The organism is Corynebacterium sp. MSK297 (assembly GCF_030232885.1).
Taxonomy (GTDB): domain Bacteria; phylum Actinomycetota; class Actinomycetes; order Mycobacteriales; family Mycobacteriaceae; genus Corynebacterium.
The window spans coordinates 216419-240734 of the sequence record NZ_JASPGD010000002.1; the positions used below are offsets into that span (position 1 = coordinate 216419).

Here is a 24316-nt window from a genome sequence, read left to right on the forward strand (position 1 = left end):
CTCTCCAGTTGGGGAATTGCCGCGGGTCTGGTGCGCGCAAATTCCCAAGATTTACGTGGAACAGACTAGTGCTAGATCGCGACCTAGAGTGGAAGCATGAGCGATAAACCCAACCATCACACCGACACCACAACCAGCCAGACAGAAACACAGTCTGGGCTTGGGCAGTCCGAGACCCCACAGTCTGGGCTTGGGCAGTCCGAGACCCCACAGGCTGGGCGTCTGCAGTCCGAGACCCCACAGGCTGGCCCAAAACAGTCCGGGCCCCTTGATTTATTCCCGATTGGGCTGGGGTGTACCGGCATGACCCTGCATTCCTATTCGGACTCACCCCGCCGCCAGGAAATGATCCAGGTGTTGCGCACCGCTGCCGAGCTTGGCGTGGAATTCTTCGATACTTCTGAGATTCAGGGTCCATACACCGGCGAGGAGTTGCTTGGCGACGCCTTCGCCCGCGCCCACACGCCACCTGCGGTTCCTGCTGGTTCTTCGGTGCAGACCCCAACGATTGCCACCAAGTTCGGTTGGAATATCGACAACGGCGAACCCACCGGCGAGCTGAATTCCCGCCCGGAAACCATCCGCCGTGTCGCTCAGGAATCGGCCCGTCGTTTGGGCGTCGAGCGCCTAGATTTGTTCATGCAGCACCGCGTGGACCCTGATGTGCCCATCGAAGAGGTTGCAGGCACCGTTGGTGAGCTTGTCGACGAAGGCCTCGTCGCCCACTTTGGTTTGTGTGAGGCTTCGGCCACCACCATCGCCCGCGCCCACCGTGAATTCCCGGTTGCGGCGGTCGAAAGTGAATATTCCTTGTGGTCGCGAGGAGTAGAAGAATCCGTGTTGCCAACTTGCGCGGAGCTTGGAATCGGATTTATCGCCTACAGCCCGCTGGCCAAGGGAATGCTTACTGCCCAACTCACCGAGCCGAATGCGGATTCCAACAGCCCGCGCCTGCACCCGGACAATTTCGCGCAAAACCAGCGCAACGCAGCCCGGGTCGCGGAAATTGCAAAGCATTACGATGCTACCGCCGCCCAGATTGCCTTGGCGTGGTTGTTGGATCGCGGTGCGCAGCATCCGGGCGGCATGTTGGTGCTGCCGGGCAGCATTAACCCGGCGCGCATCCAGGAGAACGTGGCGGCAGCCAACGTGACGCTTGCCGACGACGACCGTGCCGCGCTCGACAACCTCTTGGACACCCATCCTTTGGCGGGCGAGCGTTACGTCGACAAGCATCTGCGGTTTATCGACCGCGACTAGTTGGTGACTGGCCGCTGACTAGTCGGCGGCCAGTTGGCGACCAACTAGAGCTCGCGACTAGCTAGCCCCGTGGCTGGAATAGTTCGGCCACACCAGCCCGGTGGATTTTGCCCAGCGACGTCCGCGGCAGTTCGTCGACACGCAGCAGCTCTTTCGGTAGCTGCCAGCGGGGGAGCTCGTAGAGAGCGTCGAAAATCTCGCCAACTTGTGCGGTTCCTTCGTAGGCCGCCATGATGGCCTGCCCGAAACGGCGATCATCCACCCCGACGACGCAGGCGCCGCTGACCCCGGGCACGGCCAAGAGCTCTTTTTCGATGATTTCCGGGTGCACCTTCAAACCACCGGTGGTGATTACCGCGTCGAGGCGCCCGCTGACCTCCAACCGGCCGTCGACAATGCGCCCGCCGTCGGAGGTGGCGAACCAGCCCGGCCAGTCCGGGTGAGCGAAGGCTTCGTGGCCCGGCATATTGCGGTATCCGGAGGCGATGGTGGCGCCACCGAGCATGATGCGGCCGGATTCCACGGCGACGGAGCTGCACGGCAAGGGGTGGCCGTCGTAGATGCAGCCCCCGGCGGTTTCGGCGCTGCCGTAGGTGGTCACGAGGCGGATGCCCAGCTTGCGAGCCGATTCCGCCAATTGTGGGTTTAGTGCTGCCCCGCCGATCAAGATGGCATCGAAGCGTCGTAAAGCAGTAATACCCTCTAGGGTTTCTATGGCTTTGTCCAGCTGCATCGGGGTTAATGCGGTGTACATGGGTTCGCGGGCAGCTGGGGTGTTCCCGTCCCGGGCGTGGTCTAAATATTCCGCAGCGGCGGCAAACGCGGGAATGTGGAAACCGTGGGAAAGATCCAGGCATACTGGATCCACCCCGGCGACTAGGCTGCGCACCAAAACCTGGATTCCGGCGATGTGATACGCGGGTAGCGCCAACAGCCAATGCCCGGGCCCGCCGAGGACCTGGTGGGTGGCATCAGCCGAAGCCACCAGATTGGAAGCAGTTAATTGCGCCCCTTTGGGCGTGCCAGTGGAACCCGAGGTCGGCACCACTAGGGCAATAGCATCGTCGATGGGCTGGCCGACGCGTTGCGAGGAATACAGCAACTCAGTACGCGCCCGGTCGCCAGCGGGTACCGGAAGATAATGTGCTTGGCCTGCGATGGCGGCTTCCAGGTCGTCGAGGATTGCTGCGGGATCATCAAGCCGGACAGGAAGCGCGGTCAGCACCCGGGCATGGGCGGGGGCAGGAGCGGGCACGGGGCTCGGGCTCGGTTGTTCTGCTGACTCGGCCGTGCTGGGGCCCTTATCGCTGAGGTCCTTAGTAGTAATAAGGAAACTCCTCCCAATTCGGGTCGCGCTTTTCCAAAAACGCTTCCTTACCTTCCACGGCCTCGTCGGTCATGTACGCCAAGCGCGTGGCCTCGCCGGCGAAGACTTGCTGGCCGGCCAGCCCGTCGTCGGCAAGATTGAAGGCGAACTTCAGCATGCGCTGTGCTGTCGGCGATTTCGAGTTGATCTCGCGGGCGGCCTGGATGGCTTCGGCCTCAAGCTCGGCGTGCTCGGCCACGATATTGACCGCGCCCATCTTCATCATGTGGGTGGCATCGTAGGACCGGCCCAAAAAGAAGATCTCGCGCGCGTTTTTCTGCCCCACCATTTGCGCCAGGTAGGCCGATCCATAACCGGCATCGAAGCTTCCGACGTCGGCGTCGGTCTGTTTAAAACGGGCGTGTTGGCGCGAAGCGATCGTCAGGTCGCACACCACATGCAGCGAGTGCCCACCACCTGCGGCCCAACCATTGACCACCGCGATGACCACCTTCGGCATCGTGCGGATCAGCCGTTGCACCTCCAGGATGTGCAAACGCCCACCTTCGACTTTCTCGCGGGCGGTATCCACGCCGGATTCGTCGGCACTGGTGACATCCGAGTCGTGGCTTGTGGCGTATCGGTACCCGGAACGCCCGCGGATGCGCTGGTCGCCACCGGAGCAAAACGCCCAGCCGCCATCTTTCGGCGAGGGTCCATTACCGGTCAACAACACGGTGCCCACATCGGGTGTGCGGCGGGCGTGGTCGAGAGCGCGGTACAGCTCGTCGACGGTGTGCGGGCGGAAGGCGTTGCGCACCTCTGGCCGGTCGAAGGCGATGCGCACGATTCCGTCGCGCCGGGTGTTGCCTACGTGACGGTGGTAGGTGATATCGGTCAAGTCTTCGAAGCCTGCGACGGTGCGCCATTGGGTGGGATCGAAGGGGCTGTCGTCGGGGCTGACATCGGGGTTGACGTCGGGATTAGCCTTGCGTTCGGCCTTGGGGGCTGTATTGGGGTTGGCCTCGGTTTTGTGCTCAGGAGTGCTAGTCATGGCCTTTAGTCTAGCTAGGCTTGGGGCATGAATTTTCCGAATCACGACGCCCGGCCACCGCAGCCGCCGCAGGCGCCTCAACCACCCCTGCCCCCTCTCGCAGACATCCTTGAGCGCGCCCACGTTGTTTCTTTGCCCATGGCGGTGAAATTCCGTGGTCTGCACCACCGGGAAGTGGTGCTTATCGACGGCGCGGCTGGGTGGGGAGAATTCGCCCCGTTCGCTGATTACTCCGCCCGCGAGACCGCCCCCTGGCTGCGCTCTGGGTTGGAAGCTGCGTACCAGGGTTTTCCGGCCGCCCACCGCGACTATATTGAGGTCAATGCCACGGTTCCGGCGGTGGAGCCAGCCCAGGTTCCGGAGGTGCTTTCCCGCATGCCCGGCGCCCGTTGCGTCAAAGTGAAAGTAGCCGAGCCTGGTAAGGATTTCCGGGATGCGCTTGCCGACGACATCGCCCGGGTGTCCGCGGTTCGCGAGGAACTTTCCGGGATTCCGGGCACCCGCATCCGTGTGGATGCCAATGGCGCGTGGAGCGTGGAGCAGGCCGTGGAGGCGGTATCCGCGTTGGCCCCGCTGGATTATGTGGAGCAGCCATGTGCCACGCCGGAGGAGCTGGCTGAGGTTCGCACCCAGCTGATGCGCCGCGGGATCTTTGTTCGCGTCGCCGCCGATGAGAGCATCCGTCGGGTGGAGGATCCGTACCGGGTGGCGGATTTGCAGGCGGCGGATGTAGCCGTCGTCAAGGTGGCCCCGCTGGGTGGGGTACGTCGGGTGTTGCAGCTGAGTGCGGATCTGCGTGCGCGCCATATGGATGTCACGATTGCCTCGGCTTTGGACAGTGCGGTGGGTATTAATGCCGGTCTGGCGGCGGTGGCGAGTTTGCCGAAGTTCAACGACGACGAGGACATCGATGTGGCCCCGGCACCGGCGGGCTTGGCGACGGGTTCGCTGTTTTTGGAAGATGTGGCCGCGCCGCGTTCGCTTGTCGACGGCATGCTGGCGACTGCCCCGGTGGTACCCGATGCTGATCGGTTGGCTGCTTTGGCCGCGGACGGTGCGACGCGCGACTGGTGGTTGGACCGGTTGCGTGCGGCGTACACGGAATTGGAAGCCCACCGTGCCCGAGAAAATGGTGAAAGTTGGGCGCCGCGGTAAAGATCCGCCCCCGGCTAGACTGGAGGTTATGCCTTCTTCGGACTTTTCGAACCCGTCACAAACCGACGCCTCTGACCAGCAGCAACCCATGCAGGTCCCGACCTGCGTGAGCATCCATGATGCCAATCTGCACAATTTGCGCCACATTGACGTGACCATCCCGCACGGTCAGCTGGTGGCGTTTACCGGTATTAGTGGTTCGGGTAAATCCTCGTTGGCGTTCGGCACGATCCATGGGGAAGGCCAGCGTAGTTACCTGGAATCGGTGGCTCCGTTTGCGCGCCGCTTGATCAGCCAGGCGACCGATCCGCAGGTCGGTTCCATTGAGGGGCTATCGCCGACGGTGGCGCTTCAGCAGCAGACCACGGCGCCTGGGGCGCGCTCGACGGTGGGCACGATTAGTTCCACATCGAATATTGTTCGTCTGTTGTATTCCCGGTGTGGTGATTACAGCGCACTGTCTGACGGTGCACTGTCTGGCGCTGCAACGTCTGGGAGTACACCGTCTGACGGCGCCCCGTCCGAAACCCCAATCACCCGCCTGGCTTCGGATGCCTTCAGCCCGAATACGGCCGATGGCATGTGCCCGGAGTGTCGTGGAACGGGCACGAAGTTCGTCGCCACGGAAGCGTCCATGGTGCACGAACCGGAGTTGTCGATCCGCGACGGTGCGATCACCGCGTGGCCGGGCGCTTGGGCGGGCAAGAACTTCCGCGACATCCTGGAGGCGCTGGACTATGACCTTGACCGCCCGTGGCAGGAACTTTCCGAGTCCGACCGCGACTGGATCTTGTTTACCCGCGAGCGCCCCGTCGTCGAGATTGTTCCGCACCGCGGCGCCGACCAGATCCAACGCACCTACCAGGGCACTTGGCGCAGTGTGGCGGAATATTTGTATAAGACGCTGCGGGAAACGGAATCGGATTCGCTGCGGCGTCGTACGGAGTCTTTCCTGGAATCGCATACCTGCAGCAATTGCGGTGACGCGGGGCTGCGACCGCAGGCGCTGCACGTGCGCTATTTGGGTGTTCCGATTAATGAGTTGAATGCGTGGTCTTTGGACTTTCTGCACCAGGAATTGGTACACCGCCAGCAGGAACTCGGCCAGCATGCCGGCGGCAGCAACGTCGCCCGTGATGGCCAGCCCGACACTGCTGCGGCCCCGGCCAGCCGTACTGCGCAGGATGATGCCGAGGCCTTGTTGTTAACCCAGATCATCCCTCCGCTGGCTGCCGCACTGGAACTTGGCCTGGGCCATTTGAGCCTGGATCGGGCCGCAACCACCCTGTCGGCTGGTGAGCTGCAACGTCTACGCCTGGCTTCCCAGTTGCACAGTTCCTTGTTTGGCGTGACCTATATTCTCGACGAACCCACCGCGGGTCTGCATCCGCAGGAACGCACGGCGGTCCTGACAGTGATCCGGCGCCTGCTGGCCGCGGGAAATAACGTGTTCGTCGTTGAGCATGACATGGATTTCGTTGCCCAGGCTGATTACCTCATCGATATCGGACCCTATGCCGGTGATGGGGGAGGCACCGTTGTGTTCGCGGGCAAGCCCGGTGAGCTTGTCGACGCCAACGGGCAGCTAGCCGAATACCCCACAGCCCGCGCCCTGGCGAACCGACGTCTCAAGCTTGCCGACGCCCCGCGCGAGGCTAACGGCCACCTGGTGCTGCAGGGAATCAACCACCGGAACCTGCGCGAGCTTGACCTGGAGCTCGGCTTGGGCCAGTTCACCGCGGTGGCTGGGGTGTCTGGTTCGGGTAAGTCGACGTTGGTGACAGATGTCGTCGGCAAGCGCGCAACGGAGCACCCGGATATTAGCCGGGTTGTCACGATCACGCAGAAACCCATCGGCCGTACTCCGCGTTCCACCTTGGCGACGTATACCGGAATGTTTGACCGCGTCCGCAGCATTTTCGCTGCCCAGGCGCGCCGGGATGGCAAGGATGCGAAGAAGTGGAATGCCTCGAAGTTTTCCTATAACACGAAAAAGGGGCAGTGTCCGGAGTGTTCGGGGGCTGGCCATATTGAGGTCGAGTTGGTGTTCCTGCCCGGGACCTATACGTTGTGCCCGCGGTGTCAGGGCGGCCGGTTTAACGACGAGGCACTGGAGGTGCGCTGGTACGGGCGCACCGTGGCTGATGTGCTGCAGTTGCGCGTTACCGAAGCGTTGGAGGTTTTCCGTGACCTTGCCGACGGCGGTAATAGCAGCGGTAGCGGCACCGGCAGTGACGGCGGCACAAAGGATCCGGACCATTCCCAGATCACCCAGGTGGTGCGGGCTTTAGAGGTGTTGGATGAACTTGGCCTGGGTTACCTCCGCTTGGGGCAGGGTGCGCCGGAGTTGTCTGGTGGCGAGGCGCAGCGCATTAAGTTGGCGACGGAGCTGCAGCGGACGCAGAAGAAATCCAGTGTGTATCTGCTCGACGAGCCAACCATGGGGCTGCACCCGCACGATAGCGCGAAGTTGCTGGACAAGTTGGAAGCGCTTGCCGACGCCGGCGCCACCGTCGTCATGGTGGAGCACAACTTGGAGGCGCTGGCTCGTGTGGATCGCGTGATTGAGCTTGGCCCTGGGGCGGGAGCTGCTGGAGGTCGCATCCTAGCGCAGGCGAGCCCTAAGAAGCTGGCGGAAGAAGATACCGCTACGGGTCGGGAATTGGCCCGGCGGGTGGGGCCGTAAAATGTCTAGACTGGGCCCAAGCCTTGAGGAGGATTAATGACACCTAATTCTGGCAATTCCGGTCATTCTGGCAATTCCGGCCGTTCTGGAGCGAACCATGGTGGAGCAAACCATGGTGGCTCAAACCAGGGTGGCCGCCCGGGTCGCGATGATCGTACCGAGTTTTTCCGTGGTGATGACCGCACGGAATATCTTGGCTCGAATGAGCGCACACAGTATTTTGGTTCGAACGAGCAGACACAATACATAGACTGTCCGCAGCAGTATTTCCCGGACCAGGATCAGTACCAGGGGGCCCAGGGCCAGCAAGGTCAGCCGCAAACCCAGCAATACCAGGGCCAGTACGGTCAGCAGTATGGCCAGAATCAATACGGCCCACACCACTATGGACAGCCATATAACTCCGGCTATGCCCCTGCGGCGCAGCAGGCCTCGGTGCACAATGCGCACCAGCCGCAGCAAGCAGCACAGGCATCGGGTGGCTCGAGTTCTTGGCAAATGTTGCTTGGCATCATTTCGGGTCTGGCGTTACTGCTGGCCGTGGTGTTTTTCTTCTTGTGGCGTTCCGCTGATAATGAGCAGGCTACGCTGCCGACACCAACTACAGTGACCTCCACGCAGACAGAAGAGGTTAATGTCACGGTGACAGAACCAACCACCGTTATCGAAGAACCAGCAGAGCCGGGCGACGGTGGAAGTTGGCGAGACCAGATCCCAACTGAGGTGCCAGAGGAACTGTTGCCGCCAGAAGGTGAAGAGTTCGATCTGCGCAGCTGGTTGAGTAATATTTTCGGCTAGTTCTTAACTTGAATAGGGACCTTATTAGGCCTGTGATTAGGCTTGACTAGTTTAGGCCTGACTAGTCATGACCTGGCCGTATCACCGCGCACCCGATCGTAAATATTGAGCTCATAAATACTGAAACTGTAAATCCTGAGTAGGAGACCATGCCCGAATCCCCACAGCCAGAAAGCTCGCAACCGGACAACCCACAGTCCGAATCCCCACAGCCTGAAAACCAGGTGCAACCGGAGGCCGTCCAGTTGGCCCAACAGGTAGCTGCCCGGCTCGCAGAATTCGCCACCGATGTCGTGCTGTGTCCGGGTTCGCGTAATGCCCCGCTTTCGTTGGCGCTCATTGCGCACCCAGGACTGCGGGTGCATGTGCGCCTGGATGAGCGCAGCGCAGCCTTTTTGGCTTTGGGGTTGGCGCGCGTGCAGCAGCGGCATGTTGCGGTGGTAATGACTTCGGGCTCGGCGGTGTCGAATTGTTTGCCTGCCGTCGTTGAGGCTGCTCATTCTCATACGCCGTTGCTGGTGTTGAGCGCGGATCGGCCGCAGCGACTCGTCGGCACGGGGGCTTCGCAGACGATCCAGCAGCAGGGCATTTTCTCCACGTTTACCCAGACCACGCAGATCAACACCGTGGATGACCTCCCCGCGTTTTCTGAGCGCCTTAGCGCTGACCGCCTGGCACACATCAATGTGGCTTTTGATGTGCCACTGGTGGGAAGCGAACTGGCCGAGCCTGGTACAGATGGTCTTGCCGACGCCCAGCTAGGCGGAGCCCATCTTGCCGGCGCCCACCCTGCTGATGCCAACCATGCTGATGCCGATCTCGACGACGCCCACTTTGCCGACGCCCCCGCAATTGCACCGGCGGACCCCGCGCACCCTGCCCGCCGCAGGCTGCCTACCTGGTCTGATCACGGAGAGGTTGCCGTTGACCTGAGTAAACCAACCTTGGTGATTGCCGGGGATGAAGCCTGGCGTGTCGACGGGCTCGAGGACGTTCCCACGATTGCCGAGCCGAGCGCCCCAGCTCCGTATGTTCCGGTGCACCCGGGGGCTGCCGCGATTTTCACCAAACATGACGCCCAGGTTGGCGAGTACTACGTGCGCACCAAACCTGCCCAGGTGATTGTGGTCGGCCATCCGACGTTGCATCGCCGGGTGCTCTCGCTGATCACGGATCCGGATATCGAGGTTATCGTGCTGTCCCGCACCGATGATTTCTTGAGTCTGCGGGAGGGCAACGCTCAAGAAACCCGCGGCACCCGTGTGAAAACCACTGGTGAGACCACCCGGGAGTGGTTGCAAGTGTGCCAGGCCGCCTCCGATCTGGCCGCCGGCGCAGTCCGCGAGGCACTGGAAGATGAATCGCACGGATTTACTGGTCTCCACGTTGCTGCCGCTGTCACGGACACGTTGGCGGTCGGAGATACCGTGTTCGTCGGCCCGTCGAACCCGGTCCGTGATGTTGCTCTGACTGGCCTGCCGTTTGATGGCGTCGACACGTATTCCCCGCGGGGAGCTGCCGGAATTGACGGCAATATTTCCCAAGCCATGGGCGTGGCGATCGGCGCGCAGTCTTTGCGTGCCGACGAAATCCGCGCCCCGCGCACCGTTGCCCTGCTCGGCGATATCACCTTTTTGCACGATGTCGGTGGACTGCTGCGTGGAGTGGATCAGCCGGAGCCGGAAAACCTCACGATCGTGGTCGCCAACGACGACGGCGGCGGAATTTTCGAGTCCCTCGAAGTGGGCCAATCCGGCTTGCGGCGTGATTTTGAGCAGGCCTTCGGCACCCCACATGGGGTGGACATTGCCGCGATCTGTGAAGGCTACGGCCTGTCCTACCAGCGCGTGAAGAGCCCGCAGGAGCTTCTCGACGCCTTGGCCGCCCAAACTGAATTTCCGGAACCGATCCTGGTCATTGAGGCGACGACCACCCGCGCGACACGTCGGCAATTGCACCAGGCGATCGATACTGTTCTTGGGGGATAAGTCTGGTTCCCTATGACAGATTCCGTAGATCCCCAAGCCACGAGTGCGCACGAAGCAAGCCCGGATAAAACTGCACCTACCGCCGCACAGTCTTATGATCCGCACCGGCGGCGTCGGCAGTGGCGGCGCCGTTTACACCAGTTGGTCGCAACCTTGTGCATAGCCGGATTACTGGGCTCGGTTGCCATGATTGGTGGGGCAGCGGCGAATGATCACAGGATTGAATCTGACCCTGGTCGCGCCTTAGCGACGGTCACGGGTACCTCCTTGTTGCGCACCACCGTGGAATTCCGGGACGGCGAAGGTTTGTATCGGGCGCCGTCGACAGGCGTGTTGTATCCCACCGGGCTTGCCGAGGGCCAGCAGGTTTGGGTGCAGTATTCGCGCGCGGATCCGGACCTGGTGAAAGTCGCAGGTCGCGGTTGGACGTTGGCGATCATCCCGGGGCTGAGTGTCGCTGTGCTGGTTGTCGTCGTCACGCTGGTGCTGTGGCAGTTGATTAGCTTCGCGACGCGTCCTAAAGCGCATCCTCACAGGACGTCGACGAGCACACCAAGAACTCCCAAGACAAGTAATCGCGGGTGATGCCAGTTGTCGTCAGCACCTTCGGTTCGATCGCGGCTGCGGGTGGCCATCGTCGCCGAGTCTTTTTTGCCGCACGTGAACGGGGTCAGCAACTCGGTCCTCCGTATTCTGGAATATCTGAGCGCGCAAGGCCACGACGCCATCGTTATCGCGCCCGGGCCGCACGGCAGGGCCCCGGACCATCCAGAAATCTCCCACTACGCGGGTTTCCGGGTCGTGCGCGTGCCGACGATCCGCCTGCCTTTCGTTGATTCTCTGCCCATCGGCGTGCCGACGCCGACCGTCTACCGCACGCTCGCCGAATTCCACCCGGATATCGTGCACCTGGCCAGTCCCTTCGCGCTGGGGCGCGGTGGTGGTTGGGCTGCTCGGCGCTTAGGTATTCCCAGGGTGGCGGTGTTCCAGACTGATATTGCAGGTTTCGCCGGGCTGTACCAGTTGGGGGTGTTACAGCGCGCTACCTGGCGTTGGATCAGGCGGATGCATAACCATTGCCAGCTGACGTTGGCGCCGTCGACGGAAACCATTCAGCAGCTGGAATCGCACGGGGTGCGCAATCTTGCGCATTGGGGGCGCGGGGTGGATACGCAGTTGTTTCATCCGGAGAAACGTTCGGATGCGTTGCGTCGGAAGTGGTGTGCAGGCCGGCCCAAACAATCACCGCCAATCATCGTCGGTTATGTGGGACGCCTGGCCAACGAGAAGGGCGTGCACCGGCTGGCTGGATTGTCGCGCCGGGCTGATGTGCAGCTCGTCATCGTTGGCGATGGCCCGTGCCGTTCTGAGCTGGAAACCGCGATGCCGGATGCGGTGTTTTGCGGAGCACTCAGCGGCAGCGACCTGGCGGCCGCCTATGCCAGTTTCGATGTTTTCGTCCACCCCGGGGAACTGGAGACTTTTTGCCAAACCATTCAGGAAGCGCAAGCTAGCGGCGTGCCGACGATCGCCCCGCGGGTAGGCGGCCCAGTCGACCTGATCCGGGATGACAGCACCGGGAACCTTCGTGATGGCACCGGGAATCCTGCTGCCTGCAATGGGCTGCTACTGGATCCTGATAATTTCGAAGCCGAGCTTGCCGACGCAGTCAGCTGGCTGGCAGCCCCGAGCCGTCGGCAAGAATTATCCGCTGCAGCTCGCAAGCACGTGGAGGATAAGACCTGGCCGAAGATCTGTGCTCAGTTGGTGGACTATTACCGCCAGGTGCTGGCAGAGGTGAACCCAGCTGCGTGGGAATCTCCGGGTGCCAACCATTAAGCTGGTGGGGTGGACTCTTCGAATAAGGCTGAGCAAGACAAGCTGGACAAGCAAGCGCCGAAACTCACTCGTGCGACGCTGGATAAGGCGCCGGTGGATGTGGCGTCGATGTTTGATACGGTCAGCAAGAATTATGACCTGACCAATACCGTGCTCTCGCTCGGTATCGATAATTATTGGCGCAAGCGCACCCGTGAGCGTTTGGATCTGCAGCCGGGGGATAAGGTGCTGGACTTAGCGGCCGGAACCGCCGTGTCTACCGTGCAGTTGGCGCGCTCCGGAGCCTGGTGCGTGGCCTGCGATTTTTCTACCGGCATGTTGGCCGCCGGTGCCCACCGTGATGTTCCCAAGGTTGCTGGCGACGGTATGCATCTGCCGTTTGCGGACGAAAGTTTCGACGCTGTCACGATCTCGTATGGGCTCCGTAATATCCACGATTTCCGCGCCGGGCTGCGGGAAATGGCGCGGGTGACCAAACCAGGTGGCAAGCTCACAGTGGCTGAATTTTCTACCCCTGTGGTGCCAGTATTTAGCACGGTGTACAAGGAGTATTTGATGCGCGCGCTGCCGGCGATCGCGCGGGTGATTTCGTCGAATGCGCAAGCGTACGAGTACCTGGCGGAGTCGATCCGTATGTGGCCGGATCAGGAGACCTTAGCCGCTGAGATCAACGCTAATGGGTGGACTGAGTGCGGTTGGCAGAATCTGACAGGTGGGATTGTGGCGCTACATTCGGCTGTGAAGGCTTAATTGGTCTGGGCTGCCCCCGATTTTCGCGATCTCACCCAAGGTCAGGAAAAATTTACGATGCCGTTGTGGCATTTTACTGGAACTATATTCGCCGTCCGTAAGCTCAGTTCAACCATATTCGCCGTCCGTAAGCTCAGTTGGTAGCCCATAATGATAGTACTGTCTATTTTGATAATCGCGATAGCCGTAGCGGGCTTATCTGCCATCTATGAAGTTAAACATGGCAATCGGCCACGAGCCAGGATAGTGGGCTGGGCTGGAGTTCTCTTAGCATTACCCGCTGCATGGATTCTTTACCGCGCTACTGCCGGAGGCCTCCAGGAAATGCCTCTACGTGAAGTCATCGCAATTGCTGTTTATATTTTCGTGCTTCTGGTGCTTGTAGAAACAAAACTCGTGCTGTCGGAGCGTAAGAACACAGGAGTCACGAGTGGCGGAAACACTACAAAGCCCAGATAACCAGATAATCTGGCCAGATTTCTCAAAATCGGCTGTGGCTTTGTGTGGCTTTGTTTGGCCTTGTTTAGTTATGTCTCGCCATTGGCTTTGGCATCGCAGGTTCCCCATATTCCCTAAACCGTTGCATCCCACAGTGGTGTGTCGGCTCGCGCCGTCGCCGCATATTTTCCGGCCTTCTTCCACAACCGGGAAATCAGGTCCCGGTCTTCGTCGGTAACTAAGTTGCCCATTAACCGAGCAGCCGCTGGCATTAAATAGCGCGCCGCCGGGCCCCGCAACCCTAACGGGCCGAATACCGGCAAAAACTGCGGATAGGTCAAAAGCCGGGCCGCGGTGCGTGCCCACATGAACGCTTCGCCGAAATGCGCCCGCAACACTTCGGGCCACACCAAGGTGAGGTCGACACTGCTGCCCAATAGTCCCATGGCTAGCTCGGCGGTTTCCAGACCATAGTCGATGCCCTCACCGTTTAACGGATTCACGCATGCCGCCGCGTCACCGATCAGCATCCAGTTCGCCCCGGCTACGTTCGATACGGCCCCACCCATGGGCAACAACGCCGAGGCCACATCGCGCGGATCCCCTAAGCCCCAGGCTTCGCGCTGTTGGCTGGCATAAAATTCCAACAGTTTCTTGGTATTGATCGCTGCCGGACGTTTATCCGTCGACAATGCGCCGCATCCCAGGTTCACTGTGCCGTCGCCAAGCGGGAAAATCCATCCGTAACCAGGCTGGACGGTGTCGTTCTCGTCGGTCAGTTCCACGTGCGAGTGCATCCATGGTTCATCCGAGTATGGCGAGCTGCAATACGACCGCGCGGCGATCCCATAGACTTCGCTGCGGTGCCAGGTACGCCCCAGTTTTTTGCCGAACGTCGAGCGCACCCCGTCGGCCACGATCGTCCACCGCGGCCGCAGCGTCATCTCGCTTGCCGACGGCTGCTGGTCATTTGTTGGCTGTTGGCTGCCCGAGGGTGCTGACTGCTCCGCCGACCGCTGGCCCCCGACCCGTCGCACCGTGATGTTTGTGATCGAATTGTTCTTGACGACGACATCAGCGCCCGAATACCCGGTCCATACCCGTGCGCCTGCTGCCGCGGCTTGCTGCACCAGGTAGTTGTCTAATTCGCGCCGTGGCCAGGCCGTGCCCGTAGCCCCGAAATGTCCGTCTGGCCAGGCAGCAGTCACTGATCCGCCGAAGCCGTGCAGTTTCAACCCCCGGTTGCGGTATCCCGGGTTCACTCCATCCAGAAGCGCTAGCTCCCGCAGTTTCGCCATCGCGCGTGGGGTGAGGCCATCGCCGCAGGTCTTATCGCGGGGAAATTCTGCCTGGTCTACCAATACGACGTCCCATCCGGCGCGTGCGGCATAAATCGCAGCCGCGGCTCCAGCTGGGCCACCGCCGATAACCGCGACTTCGCAGGAGACAGCGTCATTGCCGGTGCTGGAGGCGTCGGCAAGAATCTCGTTTTTCGGAGGTTTCGATGTTTGAGACGCAGTGTGGGACCCGGAGTCGGGGCGAGCGGGGGAGTCGTCGGCAAGGCTCATGGCCATTATTGTTGCACGACTCTGACCCCGGAAGTGTTTTTGCCCTGTTCTGTCGACTACTGTTAGGACGGGAATTATGGGAACGAATAAGCGCAAGGATAAACCTCGGATATGACCACTGGCCAAAACCAGGTTTCTGGTTACACCCCCGCTGTGGATTTGGGGGATGAACAGCTCAATTCGCGCATTGCTGCCGGGATGGAAACGGTCGAAGACCTGCTGCGTTCGGAGCTTTCGCAGGGCGCAGAGTTCATCACGGATAAGGTTTTGCACCTGACTACTGCTGGTGGCAAGCGCTTCCGCCCGATGATGGCGTTGCTTGCGGCGGAATATGGCCCGCATGCAGAGTCGGACAACGTGTATAAAGCAGCGAGTGTGGTGGAGATTGTGCACTTGGCGACGCTTTATCACGACGATGTGATGGACGAAGCCGACCAGCGGCGTGGGGTCGAATCGGCGAATTCGCGGTGGAATAATTCGGTGGCGATTTTGTCTGGCGACGTGTTACTAGCGCATGCTTCTCGCATTATGTCCAGCATGGATAGTTTAACGGTCCGCCACTTTGGTGAGACGTTTCAGGAGTTGGTCACCGGCCAGATGCGCGAGACGCTCGGCGCGGGTGAGTCTAACCCGGTGGAGCATTATCAGAAGGTGATTGAGGAAAAGACTGCCGTATTGATTGCTTCGGCGGGCTACTTGGGTGCCTACCACGCTGGTGCTGATGAACCGACGCAGCGTTCCCTGCAGATTATCGGTGGCGCGATTGGCATGATTTTCCAGATCGTCGACGACATTATCGATTTGTTCTCTGATCCGAAGGATTCCGGCAAGATTCCGGGTACGGACTTGCGCGAGGGCGTGTTTACGTTGCCAGTGCTGTACGCGTTGGAAGATGACAGCGCTGCTGGTAGTGATTTGCGCGCATTGTTGACGGGTCCGCTGGAGGATGAGGACGACGTGCAGCGTGCGATCGCGTTGATCCGAGAGACGAATGGACGCGCACAAGCTCTTGCCGACGTCCAGGCTCACTTGGATGTCGTGGATCGTGAATTGGACAAGTTGCCGGATATTGCCGCCACGCGCGCGCTGCGTGTGCTTGCGGAATACACCATGCGCCGGGTGGGCTAGCTGGGTGCTTGCTGGCATTAGCAGCATCGGCTTACGGCTGTTGACAGCATTGGCTGTTGGCTCCGGTGGTGCCCCGGGGTGCTCCGGGGCGGGCGGCTCCATGGGGGTTCACACATTTGACCCGCCGAAACCCTGCCTGCAGTGCTGATTTGTAAGTTCATTGGGTGTCTATAGTAGGGTAAATAACCGCACCAAATGGTGCACGCCAGGTTGCCCGAGCGGCCAAAGGGAGCGGACTGTAAATCCGCCGGCATTGCCTTCAGAAGTTCGAATCTTCTACCTGGCACAACATACGAACCCCGCGCGAATTATCGCGTGGGGTTCGTTGCATGCGTGGGGTTGATGTGTGGGGCTGGCTTTGGCGTTTAACCCTGGCTCAGGGCTAAATGACGGATGTTAACCGGGGGTTAAAGGGTAATAGAGAGTTCTTGCGGTATCGATCTTTCCTCAAGTCTGTTCTATGCCCACGCTGATTCACCATCGCTGATTTGTCGGCTGTTGTTCTAGGTCGCGACCTAGAACCATTAGTACTGGTGATTGGGTTACGTTTCCGGCAAAACTCCACAGAAAAACCCAGCGGCCAACTCTTAGATGTCGACTCCTGGAAAATCCACTAAAGGTGATAATTTCCATTAACAGATGAAAAACGGCACAAGGTGTTCCCTAGTAAGATAGGCTGACCATAGTGTCACAACATTAGAAGGGAATAACTCATGTCGACACAAAATGCATCTCAGAGCGCTGCCGAGAAGGGTGCCGCTGAAAAGAACACAACCGAGAAATCGACTCAACAAAAGGTGGTATTCGTTACTGGTGCTGCCCAGGGTATCGGGCGTGCGATTGCAGAGCGCCTGGCCAATGATGGTCACCACATTGCGCTGTTTGACCTCGACGAAGCGGCCCTTCAGGAAACAAAGCGGCTTGTAGAGAAATCGGGCGTGAAAGCGCTTGCGATCACGGGGGATGTCACTAGCAAAATATCCTTGCAGGAAGCGGTGGATGAGACCGTCGACAAGCTAGGTGATTTTGACGTCATGATCAATAATGCCGGTATCGCGGGGGTCGCTCCGCTGGAAGACGTCAGCGAAGAAGAGATCGATCGCCATCTTGACGTCAACTACAAAGGCACCCTGTTTGGTATCCAGGTTGCGGCGAAGAAGCTAAAAGAGCTCGGACATGGTGGCAAGATCTTGGCGGCTACGTCGATTGCGGCGCATGAGTCGTTCCCAATGATCGGGGTTTATGCTTCGACAAAGTTTGCGGTGCGCGCTTTAATCTATGCGGCGGCGCAAGAACTTGGTTCTGCGGGAATTACTGTCAATGGTTACTCGCCAGGCGTTGTCGGCACGGGCATGTGGGAGAAGCTGGACCGTGGATTTGCGGAGTATACCGGTGCAGAAATCGGCGAAACTTACAAGAAGTATGTCGACGGCATCACCTTGGGTCGTGCTTCAGTGCCGGAAGATGTCGCCGGATTCGTCTCGTACTTGGTGGGACCGGACGCGGACTATATGACTGGGCAAACACCGATTATTGATGGTGGCATTGTCTACCGCTAATCTTCATCGATTGTTTAACACCGTCTACCGCTCAAGTGGTCTCCTGTTAAACAAAGATTAAATCGCCAAAAACACGCCCTAACCTCGTGATTTGTGTACTTGTATTCAATTGGGTTAGGCTGTGTGAGGCTTCAACGGAGCGCAACGAAGTAGATCGAAAGACTGCACAGTTGGTTTCGAGGCTGCGCCCCCTTAGCTCAGTCGGTAGAGCGTTTCCATGGTAAGGAAAAGGTCGACGGTTCGATTCCGTCAGGGGGCTCTGTTGCTGTTTAGGGTCGAACACCTTAGACGCTGTAACACCAGGCGGTGTAGCTCAGTGGTAGAGCATACGACTCATAATCGTTGTGTCGCGGGTTCAATTCCCGCCATCGCTACTGGGAACTTTTCCCATAACCTCAAGCCTTGCGCCGACCGGTTTCCGGTCTGCTAAGGTGAAGGCTGCTGTAGGTTCGGGCTTCTGTTAGTTGGATGCCTGGTCTGTTACTCAGCACCCTCTAGGGGCGTGGCGCAATTGGTAGCGCAACGGTCTCCAAAACCGTAGGTTGCAGGTTCGAGTCCTGTCGCCCCTGCCAGTATTTTTATGAGGTCATTCACCGAGGCCAATGTAGGTCATTGAGGAGTTTTTGACGTGAGCGAAGATAACAACGCAACCGGCGGAGCAGCTCGCCCAGTTGGTAAACGTCAACGCTCCGGCGCCTCCACCACCTCGAGTGCTTCCTACGAGGCTAAGCGCGTCGTTAATGTGGATGATTCCTCTGTCCGCGATGACAAACCAGGCGGCGGTCCTACTCGTTTCGTTCCTGAGGTTGTCTCGGAAATGGGTAAGGTTGTTTGGCCTACCGCTAAGCAAATGGTGCAATACACCATTGTCGTATTTGCCTTCCTTTTCGTGCTTACTGCCTTGGTGTGGAGCGTCGACACGGTAGCTACCATGGGAGTTGAAGCAGTTCTGGCTCCTTAGGTATAGTCGTCATATATCAGGTTGTGATCCCGCTTGTCCCTTGTGGATAAGCGGGATAATTTTTGAGCACAACCAGTCCGAATCACCCGATAACCCTAGGTAAAAGGGAGTAGCGCTAACGTGAGCGAAGAAACCCAGAACGACAATAACCACAACAACGATCACCACAACGACGATCGTCATAACGCGAACGACGTTTTCGAAGAAGTAACTCCTGAGGTCGCGAAGGCCAGCGAAGCAGCAAAGCTGGCAGCCGAGGAAGATCGTGAGTCTCTTGGCGACGACTATGACGCAGAATCTGATGATTTTGCGAAAGACCATGAGGAAGCCGTCAAAGCTACCGAGGCTGCCGCGAAATCTGCAGAAGGCGCCAGCGCTGCCGGTTCGGAGTCCACGAACGATGCCGCAGAGTCTAATGCCACCGAATCTGAAGCCTCCGAATCTGAAACCTCAGCTTCTGCGCAGGACGCCGATGAAGATGCTGCTTACCGAATGCGCTTACGGGAGTTCACGAAAGAACTCAAGAAACAGCCCGGGCAGTGGTACATCATCCAGTGCTACTCGGGTTACGAGAACAAGGTGAAAACCAACCTGGATATGCGTATCCAGACTCTCGAGGTTGAGGATTCGATCTTCGACGTTGTTGTCCCGATCGAGAACGTCGTGGAGAAAAAGGACGGCAAGAAGAAGATCGTCAAGAAGAAACTTCTGCCGGGCTATGTTCTGGTGCGCATGGAAATTAACGATCGTGCGTGGTCGGTTGTTCGCGACACCCCGGGTGTGACGTCGTTCGTGGGTAACGAAGGTAACGCCACCGTCGTCAAGACCCGTGAGGTTGCTAAATTCCTGCTGCCGAAGACCACCGAGGCGCGCGACGAGACCCCCGCACATGCAGATGAAGACCAGGCCGTTGCCCCGCAAAAACCGGCAGCATCCGGCGTCGATCACGACTACCAGGTTGGCGAAGCCGTCACGATTCTGTCCGGTGCGCTGGCCTCCGTCTCGGCGACGATTTCCGAGATTGATCCAGAAACCGGCAAGATGCAGGCACTGGTGTCTATCTTCGGCCGTGAGACTCCTGTCGAGCTCACCGCGGACCAGGTTGAACGTATTATGTAGTTTGGGAAGATCCCACACCGTGCAGTAGGCTAGTTCCTCGTGTGTGCCTGATTGGCGTGCCTGCGGTTAGATACCAGATGGCATGCTGTAAAACTACTGTGCCGCACATCGAAAAATACACATCCCCGGTTGCCGGCGAAGGCCGGAATCCGGACAGTCCCCGTTATTCATCGTGGCGGGGTGCTGGTACCACGGAATTGAGGTAAAACGATGGCTCCAAAGAAGAAAAAGAAGCAAGCAGGCTTCATTAAACTGCAGATCCAGGCTGGTCAAGCAAACCCTGCTCCTCCAGTCGGCCCTGCCCTGGGTGCGCACCAGGTCAACATCATGGAATTCTGCAAGGCTTATAACGCCGCTACCGAAGACAAACGCGGCGAAGTTATCCCTGTAGAAATCACCGTCTACGAGGATCGCTCCTTCGACTTCAAGCTGAAGACCCCACCTGCAGCCAAGTTGCTGCTGAAGGCCGCTGGCGTGCAAAAGGGCTCCGGTGTTCCGCACACCCAGAAGGTCGGCACCGTGACCTGGGAACAGTGCAAGGAAATCGGCAAAACCAAGTTCGAAGACCTGAACGCTCGTGACGAGGAAAACGCTGCCCGCATCATCGCTGGTACCGCTCGCTCCATGGGCCTGAACGTTGACGGACACCCAGACGCGTAAGTCGGGCACCGCGCAAGCGTTAAGGTCTGTCGTACCACAGCCTTGACACTTACCACGGCCGCAGTCGGATGCGGTCACATCCACCGTGGCAGAGCCAGCTCCGGCTCGCTGACCACGACAATCCCCAAACTTAAAGGAATTGAGAAATGAGCACTAAGTCTAAAGCTTTTAAAGAAGCCGCGACCAAGATCTCCCGCGACCACCTGTACCGCCCACTCGAGGCAGTAAAGCTGGCTAAGGACACTTCTTCGAAGAACTTCGACGCCACCATCGATGTCGCTATGCGTCTGGGCGTTGACCCACGCAAGGCTGACCAGTTGGTTCGCGGCACCGTATCCCTGCCAAACGGCACAGGTAAAGATGTCCGCGTTGCTGTTTTCGCGGCTGGCGAGAAGGCCACCGAAGCTGAGCAGGCTGGCGCCGACATCGTCGGTGTTGATGAGCTGATCTCCCAGGTCACCGAAGGTAAGATCGACTTCGACGTCGCCATTGCTACCCCTGACCAGATGGCTAAGATCGGTCGTATCGCGCGCGTGTTGGGTCCTCGTGGCCTGATGCCGAACCCAAAGACTGGTACCGTCACCAACGACGTCACCAAAGCGATCAAGGAAGTTAAGGGCGGTAAGATCTCTTTCCGCGTCGACAAGGCTTCCAACCTGCACGCCCTGATCGGTAAGGCATCGTTTAGCGAGCAAGCTTTGGCTGAGAACTACGGCGCACTGTTGGACGAAGTCCTGCGCCTGAAGCCATCGGCTGCTAAGGGTGTTTACCTGAAGAAGGTCACCGTTTCTTCCACCACTGGTCCTGGTGTTCCAGTTGACCCATCGGTGCAGAAGAACTACACCGTCGAGGGTTAAAGACCTCCAGGCTTAATAATCTCGACGCATAGGCGCTCAAGACTTAAGCTACTGAGTTCCCGGAGAACTTTGTGCCGGAGCACTTTGTGCCCGAAGCATTCGTACTACGCCCCGCCCACCTTCACTCCCGTTTATTGGGATAGTGCAGGTGGGTTTTGTCTAGTATCCGCCTTTTACCCGTCTATTACCCCCTATGAACTCTAGTGAACCCGGGGTAATCTTGGGGTTACTATGCGGTATCTCTATCTGGCCTGTGGGCTGTTGAGTGTGGGGCTCGGTGCTTTCGGTGCATTAGTACCGTTGGTACCGGCGACTCCGTTCGTGCTGCTCGCGTTTTTCTTTTTCACGCGTAGTTCGCATCGGTTGGAATTCTATATTCTGCACCGCTCACCGCTGCGTAGTTATCTCATCGACTTTTACTCTGGTTCCTTAAGCCGCAAACGTCGGATATACATCATTGCGACGGCGTGGGCCTCGATGATCTTGTCGACGATTTTGGTGGGACAACTGTGGTTCGCGGTCATGATGGTAGGCATCGGGATCATTGCCGCGACCGTAATCTGGCGGCGCGAGCCCAAACCAGAAAAAGTAGCTCGTTTTTGGCGCCGTTATGAAGAATCTGCTCGTCTCCAGGAGCGTCGTCAACAGCAACGCCGCCAACAGGAACATCAACAACAGAAGCACCGCCAACAGGAACGCCGCCAACAGGAACGCCGCGAACAGAAACGTCGCCAGAAATAACGCCAGAAATGACGCTAGAAATGACGCCAGCACGGTCGTGGAGAAACGCAGACGCTTAGACTTAACCTATGAGTTCTGGTTTTGCCCGGTCTTCCTTCGCCCACAATGGCGAGGCCCGGGTCGCCGTGATTGGTGCCGGCCCTAACGGCCTTACTGCTGCAGCAGTTTTAGCGCAGGCTGGATGCCGGGTAGAAGTTTTTGAATCCGCCGCCCACATTGGTGGATCCGCGCGCACCCACTCAGCGTTCGGGCCGGAGAGCGTGGTTGATTTCGGTGCCGCGGCTCATCCGTTTGGTGTCGTAAGCCCGGTGTTTCGTCAGTTAGGGCTCGAAAAGTTTGGGCTGAAGTGGAAGCATCCGGAGTACCCGATGGCGCACCCGCTTGTCGACGCACCCGCGGCTATTCTTTATCGCGATCTTAGGACCACCGCCGCACAGTTTTCCGACCATGACGGACGGGTGTGGAACCACCTGCACAAACCGCTTGTCGACGGCGTCGACAAGCTCGTCAACTCGGTGCTTCCGGTCCGCCCCCGTTATCCTCTTGCTCTCGCGCGCTTGGGCCTGCGGGGTGTGTGGCCAGCGAGAAGCTTAACCTCGCGGTTGCTTGTCGACGAATCTGCCCGGGCCTTGCTGGTTGGTTCTGCTGTGCACGCGATTCGCCCACCGAGCCAGCCCGGTACGGCAGCGTTTGGATTGTTGTTTAATACTCTCGGGATGACCACGGGCTGGCCAATGGTTTCCGGCGGCACTGGACAATTGGCTATGGCATTAGCACGCGTGATTAAGCACTACGGTGGGACAATCCAGACCGGTGCTGAGATCGTGGAGCTTTCTGCTTTTGCCACCTATGACGCTGTGGTGACCACGCAAACTCCGCGGCAGCTACTGACTTTGCAGGGGCTAGAGTTGTCTAGGTTGCGTTCGCGGAGTCTACGACGGTGGAAGTACGGTACTGCGGTGTACAAGATGGACTACCTGATTAATGGGCCGGTGCGGTGGAATGATCCGCGAGTGGCAGGCGCGGGCACGGTGCACGTGGGCGGAACCGTGTCTGAAATGCAGTCAGCGGAAAGTCAGGCTGCGGCAGGGATTTTGCCGGAGCGTCCATTCGTGATGGTCTGTCAACAACAGGCCGCGGACTCTACGCGTTTTTCTGGTAGTCGGCGGTCGGTGGGGGCTGGGCGGGCGCCCTCGGCGCAACCAGGTTCAGGAAGAATACCGGAGGAGGCAACGCAACCGCACATCCTTTGGGCCTATGCCCATGTGCCGCATGGTTACCAGGAGAAGTTCCCGGGTGAAGTAGCAGGCCTGATAGAAGCGCAGATTTCGCGATATGCCTCCGGGCTTTCAGCGCAAATTATCGAACGCCACCAGTCTTCCCCAGAACAGCTGCAGGAAGCCAACGCGAATCTGATCGGTGGAGATATCGCAGGTGGCGCCATGAATGTGGCGCAGATGCCACGGCAGCGCCAATACGTCGGCACGCTGACGAGGAATCCGGAGGTTCCGGTGGTGCAGGCGGGTGGGGCTAGCCTGCCAGGCGCAGGTGTGCATGGTATGGCCGGGTGGCGAGCAGCTCAGACGATCCTCCGTAGATTTGGTGCTGTCGCATTCAGGTGATAAGCTCCTCGGTGAAGTTTGAACGGCTTTGACGCCGCGCTCAAGTTTCACCGAAGACCGTCGGTTATCCGTGTAACGGATCGAAGGTCACCCCACGAGTTGCTCGTGGTGGCGACGACCCACGCAGGAGACACTTGTGCATCCCAACCAGAAGGTTGTGTGCGCCCTGTGCTCTTGCACGGGGCTTTTTTGTTGCCAGAATGCCAGCCTGAATGGGCGGTATTCCGGGGCAGGGAAGTCTCGTGGTGACACCACTAGGATGTATCGAAAGGAGGCGTGAGTAACCATGGCAAACCCGAAAAACATTGCGGAGCTAGCCAAGCTGAAGAACAAGCTGGCTGAGTCTGACTCGGTTGTTTTGACCGAATACCGTGGTCTGACTGTTCCGCAGATTTCCGAGCTGCGTGATCAGCTGGGTTTCGATGTTGAATACTCCGTCGCCAAGAACACCCTTCTGAAGATTGCCGCTAACGAAGCGGGAATCACTGACCTTGACGAATACTTCCAGGGCCCAACCGCTATCGCCTTCATCAAGGGCGAAGCTGTTGACGCCGCAAAGGTATTCAAGAAGTTCGGTTCCGAAAACGACGCCCTCGTCGTTAAGGCCGGCTACATGGACGGCAACGCGCTGAATGCCGACCAAGTCAAGGCACTGGCTGACCTGGACAGCCGCGAGGTAACCCTTGCGAAGCTGGCTGGCGCTATGAAGGGCAACTTGGCAAAGGCAGCAGCTGTGTTCAACGCACCTGCTACCAAGATGGCTCGCCTCGGCGCTGCTCTCGAAGAGAAGAAGCAGAACGAAGGCTAAAAACCACCCGGTGCTGGCC

20 protein-coding genes and 4 tRNA genes are annotated in these 24316 nt (G+C 59.1%); 21 read left to right on the top strand and 3 right to left on the bottom strand.

The features are described from left to right. Positions 1-96: 96 nt before the first annotated feature. Complete coding sequence (locus QP888_RS02920) at positions 97-1260, top strand: aldo/keto reductase (protein ID WP_284812045.1); 1164 nt, start codon at positions 97-99, stop codon at positions 1258-1260. A 61-nt stretch (positions 1261-1321) separates the two neighbouring features. On the opposite strand, the gene menE is transcribed toward QP888_RS02920, so the two are convergent. Next, positions 1322-2515 (bottom strand): o-succinylbenzoate--CoA ligase, encoded by a 1194-nt coding sequence (gene menE, locus QP888_RS02925; RefSeq protein WP_284812046.1) that lies wholly within the window; start codon positions 2513-2515, stop codon positions 1322-1324. 61 nt (positions 2516-2576) lie between these two features. Next, entirely contained in the window at positions 2577-3620 is a 1044-nt protein-coding gene (locus QP888_RS02930) for a 1,4-dihydroxy-2-naphthoyl-CoA synthase (RefSeq protein ID WP_284812047.1), read from the bottom strand. Positions 3621-3647: 27 nt separating this feature from the next. Here QP888_RS02930 and QP888_RS02935 point away from each other — a divergent pair, with 27 nt between their 5' ends. The 7 genes from QP888_RS02935 (at position 3648) to QP888_RS02965 (ending at position 12836) form a co-directional block, all read left to right on the top strand. Beyond that, on the top strand, positions 3648-4775 hold the full coding sequence (locus QP888_RS02935) for an o-succinylbenzoate synthase (protein WP_284812048.1): 1128 nt from the start codon (positions 3648-3650) through the stop codon (positions 4773-4775). A gap of 28 nt (positions 4776-4803) precedes the next feature. Further along, complete coding sequence (locus QP888_RS02940; protein ID WP_502869091.1) at positions 4804-7461, top strand: excinuclease ABC subunit UvrA; 2658 nt, start codon at positions 4804-4806, stop codon at positions 7459-7461. A gap of 36 nt (positions 7462-7497) precedes the next feature. Next, a complete protein-coding gene (locus QP888_RS02945; RefSeq protein WP_284812049.1) occupies positions 7498-8259 on the top strand; it encodes a hypothetical protein in 762 nt (253 codons plus the stop codon). A gap of 149 nt (positions 8260-8408) precedes the next feature. Further along, positions 8409-10247, top strand: coding sequence for a 2-succinyl-5-enolpyruvyl-6-hydroxy-3-cyclohexene-1-carboxylic-acid synthase (gene menD / locus QP888_RS02950; RefSeq protein WP_284812050.1), 1839 nt, complete (start codon positions 8409-8411; stop codon positions 10245-10247). Positions 10248-10259: 12 nt separating this feature from the next. Then, positions 10260-10832 carry a DUF3592 domain-containing protein gene (locus QP888_RS02955; RefSeq protein ID WP_350338218.1) on the top strand — a complete coding sequence of 191 codons (573 nt, stop codon included), beginning with the start codon at positions 10260-10262 and terminating at the stop codon, positions 10830-10832. A 36-nt stretch (positions 10833-10868) separates the two neighbouring features. After that, the gene (locus QP888_RS02960) at positions 10869-12086 is read left to right on the top strand and encodes a glycosyltransferase family 4 protein (RefSeq protein ID WP_284812167.1); all 1218 of its coding nucleotides are present in this window, start codon (positions 10869-10871) and stop codon (positions 12084-12086) included. Between the two features lie 42 nt (positions 12087-12128). Beyond that, a complete protein-coding gene (locus tag QP888_RS02965; protein WP_284812168.1) occupies positions 12129-12836 on the top strand; it encodes a demethylmenaquinone methyltransferase in 708 nt (235 codons plus the stop codon). A 572-nt stretch (positions 12837-13408) separates the two neighbouring features. Here QP888_RS02965 and QP888_RS02970 read toward each other — a convergent pair. Further along, on the bottom strand, positions 13409-14848 hold the full coding sequence (locus QP888_RS02970; protein WP_284812051.1) for a geranylgeranyl reductase family protein: 1440 nt from the start codon (positions 14846-14848) through the stop codon (positions 13409-13411). Positions 14849-14953: 105 nt separating this feature from the next. On the opposite strand from QP888_RS02970, the gene QP888_RS02975 reads away from it, so the two are divergent. From QP888_RS02975 to rplJ, 13 genes are all read left to right on the top strand, one after another. After that, positions 14954-15970: a polyprenyl synthetase family protein gene (locus QP888_RS02975; protein ID WP_284812052.1), complete on the top strand. Its 1017-nt coding sequence runs from the start codon at positions 14954-14956 to the stop codon at positions 15968-15970. Between the two features lie 204 nt (positions 15971-16174). After that, positions 16175-16256, top strand: a tRNA-Tyr gene (locus QP888_RS02980). A 427-nt stretch (positions 16257-16683) separates the two neighbouring features. Continuing rightward, complete coding sequence (locus QP888_RS02985) at positions 16684-17529, top strand: acetoin reductase (protein ID WP_284812053.1); 846 nt, start codon at positions 16684-16686, stop codon at positions 17527-17529. 186 nt (positions 17530-17715) lie between these two features. After that, positions 17716-17788, top strand: a tRNA-Thr gene (locus tag QP888_RS02990). 43 nt (positions 17789-17831) lie between these two features. Further along, positions 17832-17903, top strand: a tRNA-Met gene (locus tag QP888_RS02995). A 122-nt stretch (positions 17904-18025) separates the two neighbouring features. Then, positions 18026-18101: transfer RNA gene (locus QP888_RS03000), tRNA-Trp, on the top strand. A gap of 56 nt (positions 18102-18157) precedes the next feature. Then, entirely contained in the window at positions 18158-18490 is a 333-nt protein-coding gene (gene secE, locus QP888_RS03005) for a preprotein translocase subunit SecE (protein ID WP_284812054.1), read from the top strand. Positions 18491-18610: 120 nt separating this feature from the next. Then, the gene (gene nusG / locus QP888_RS03010; protein ID WP_502869092.1) at positions 18611-19609 is read left to right on the top strand and encodes a transcription termination/antitermination protein NusG; all 999 of its coding nucleotides are present in this window, start codon (positions 18611-18613) and stop codon (positions 19607-19609) included. A 210-nt stretch (positions 19610-19819) separates the two neighbouring features. After that, on the top strand, positions 19820-20269 hold the full coding sequence (rplK, locus tag QP888_RS03015; protein WP_018121334.1) for a 50S ribosomal protein L11: 450 nt from the start codon (positions 19820-19822) through the stop codon (positions 20267-20269). A 146-nt stretch (positions 20270-20415) separates the two neighbouring features. Beyond that, positions 20416-21126, top strand: coding sequence for a 50S ribosomal protein L1 (rplA, locus tag QP888_RS03020; RefSeq protein WP_284812055.1), 711 nt, complete (start codon positions 20416-20418; stop codon positions 21124-21126). 231 nt (positions 21127-21357) lie between these two features. Continuing rightward, positions 21358-21867 carry a YbaN family protein gene (locus QP888_RS03025; protein WP_284812056.1) on the top strand — a complete coding sequence of 170 codons (510 nt, stop codon included), beginning with the start codon at positions 21358-21360 and terminating at the stop codon, positions 21865-21867. Positions 21868-21935: 68 nt separating this feature from the next. Continuing rightward, the gene (locus tag QP888_RS03030) at positions 21936-23489 is read left to right on the top strand and encodes a phytoene desaturase family protein (protein ID WP_284812057.1); all 1554 of its coding nucleotides are present in this window, start codon (positions 21936-21938) and stop codon (positions 23487-23489) included. A gap of 286 nt (positions 23490-23775) precedes the next feature. Continuing rightward, entirely contained in the window at positions 23776-24297 is a 522-nt protein-coding gene (gene rplJ, locus QP888_RS03035) for a 50S ribosomal protein L10 (protein ID WP_018121330.1), read from the top strand. Positions 24298-24316: the final 19 nt, after the last annotated feature.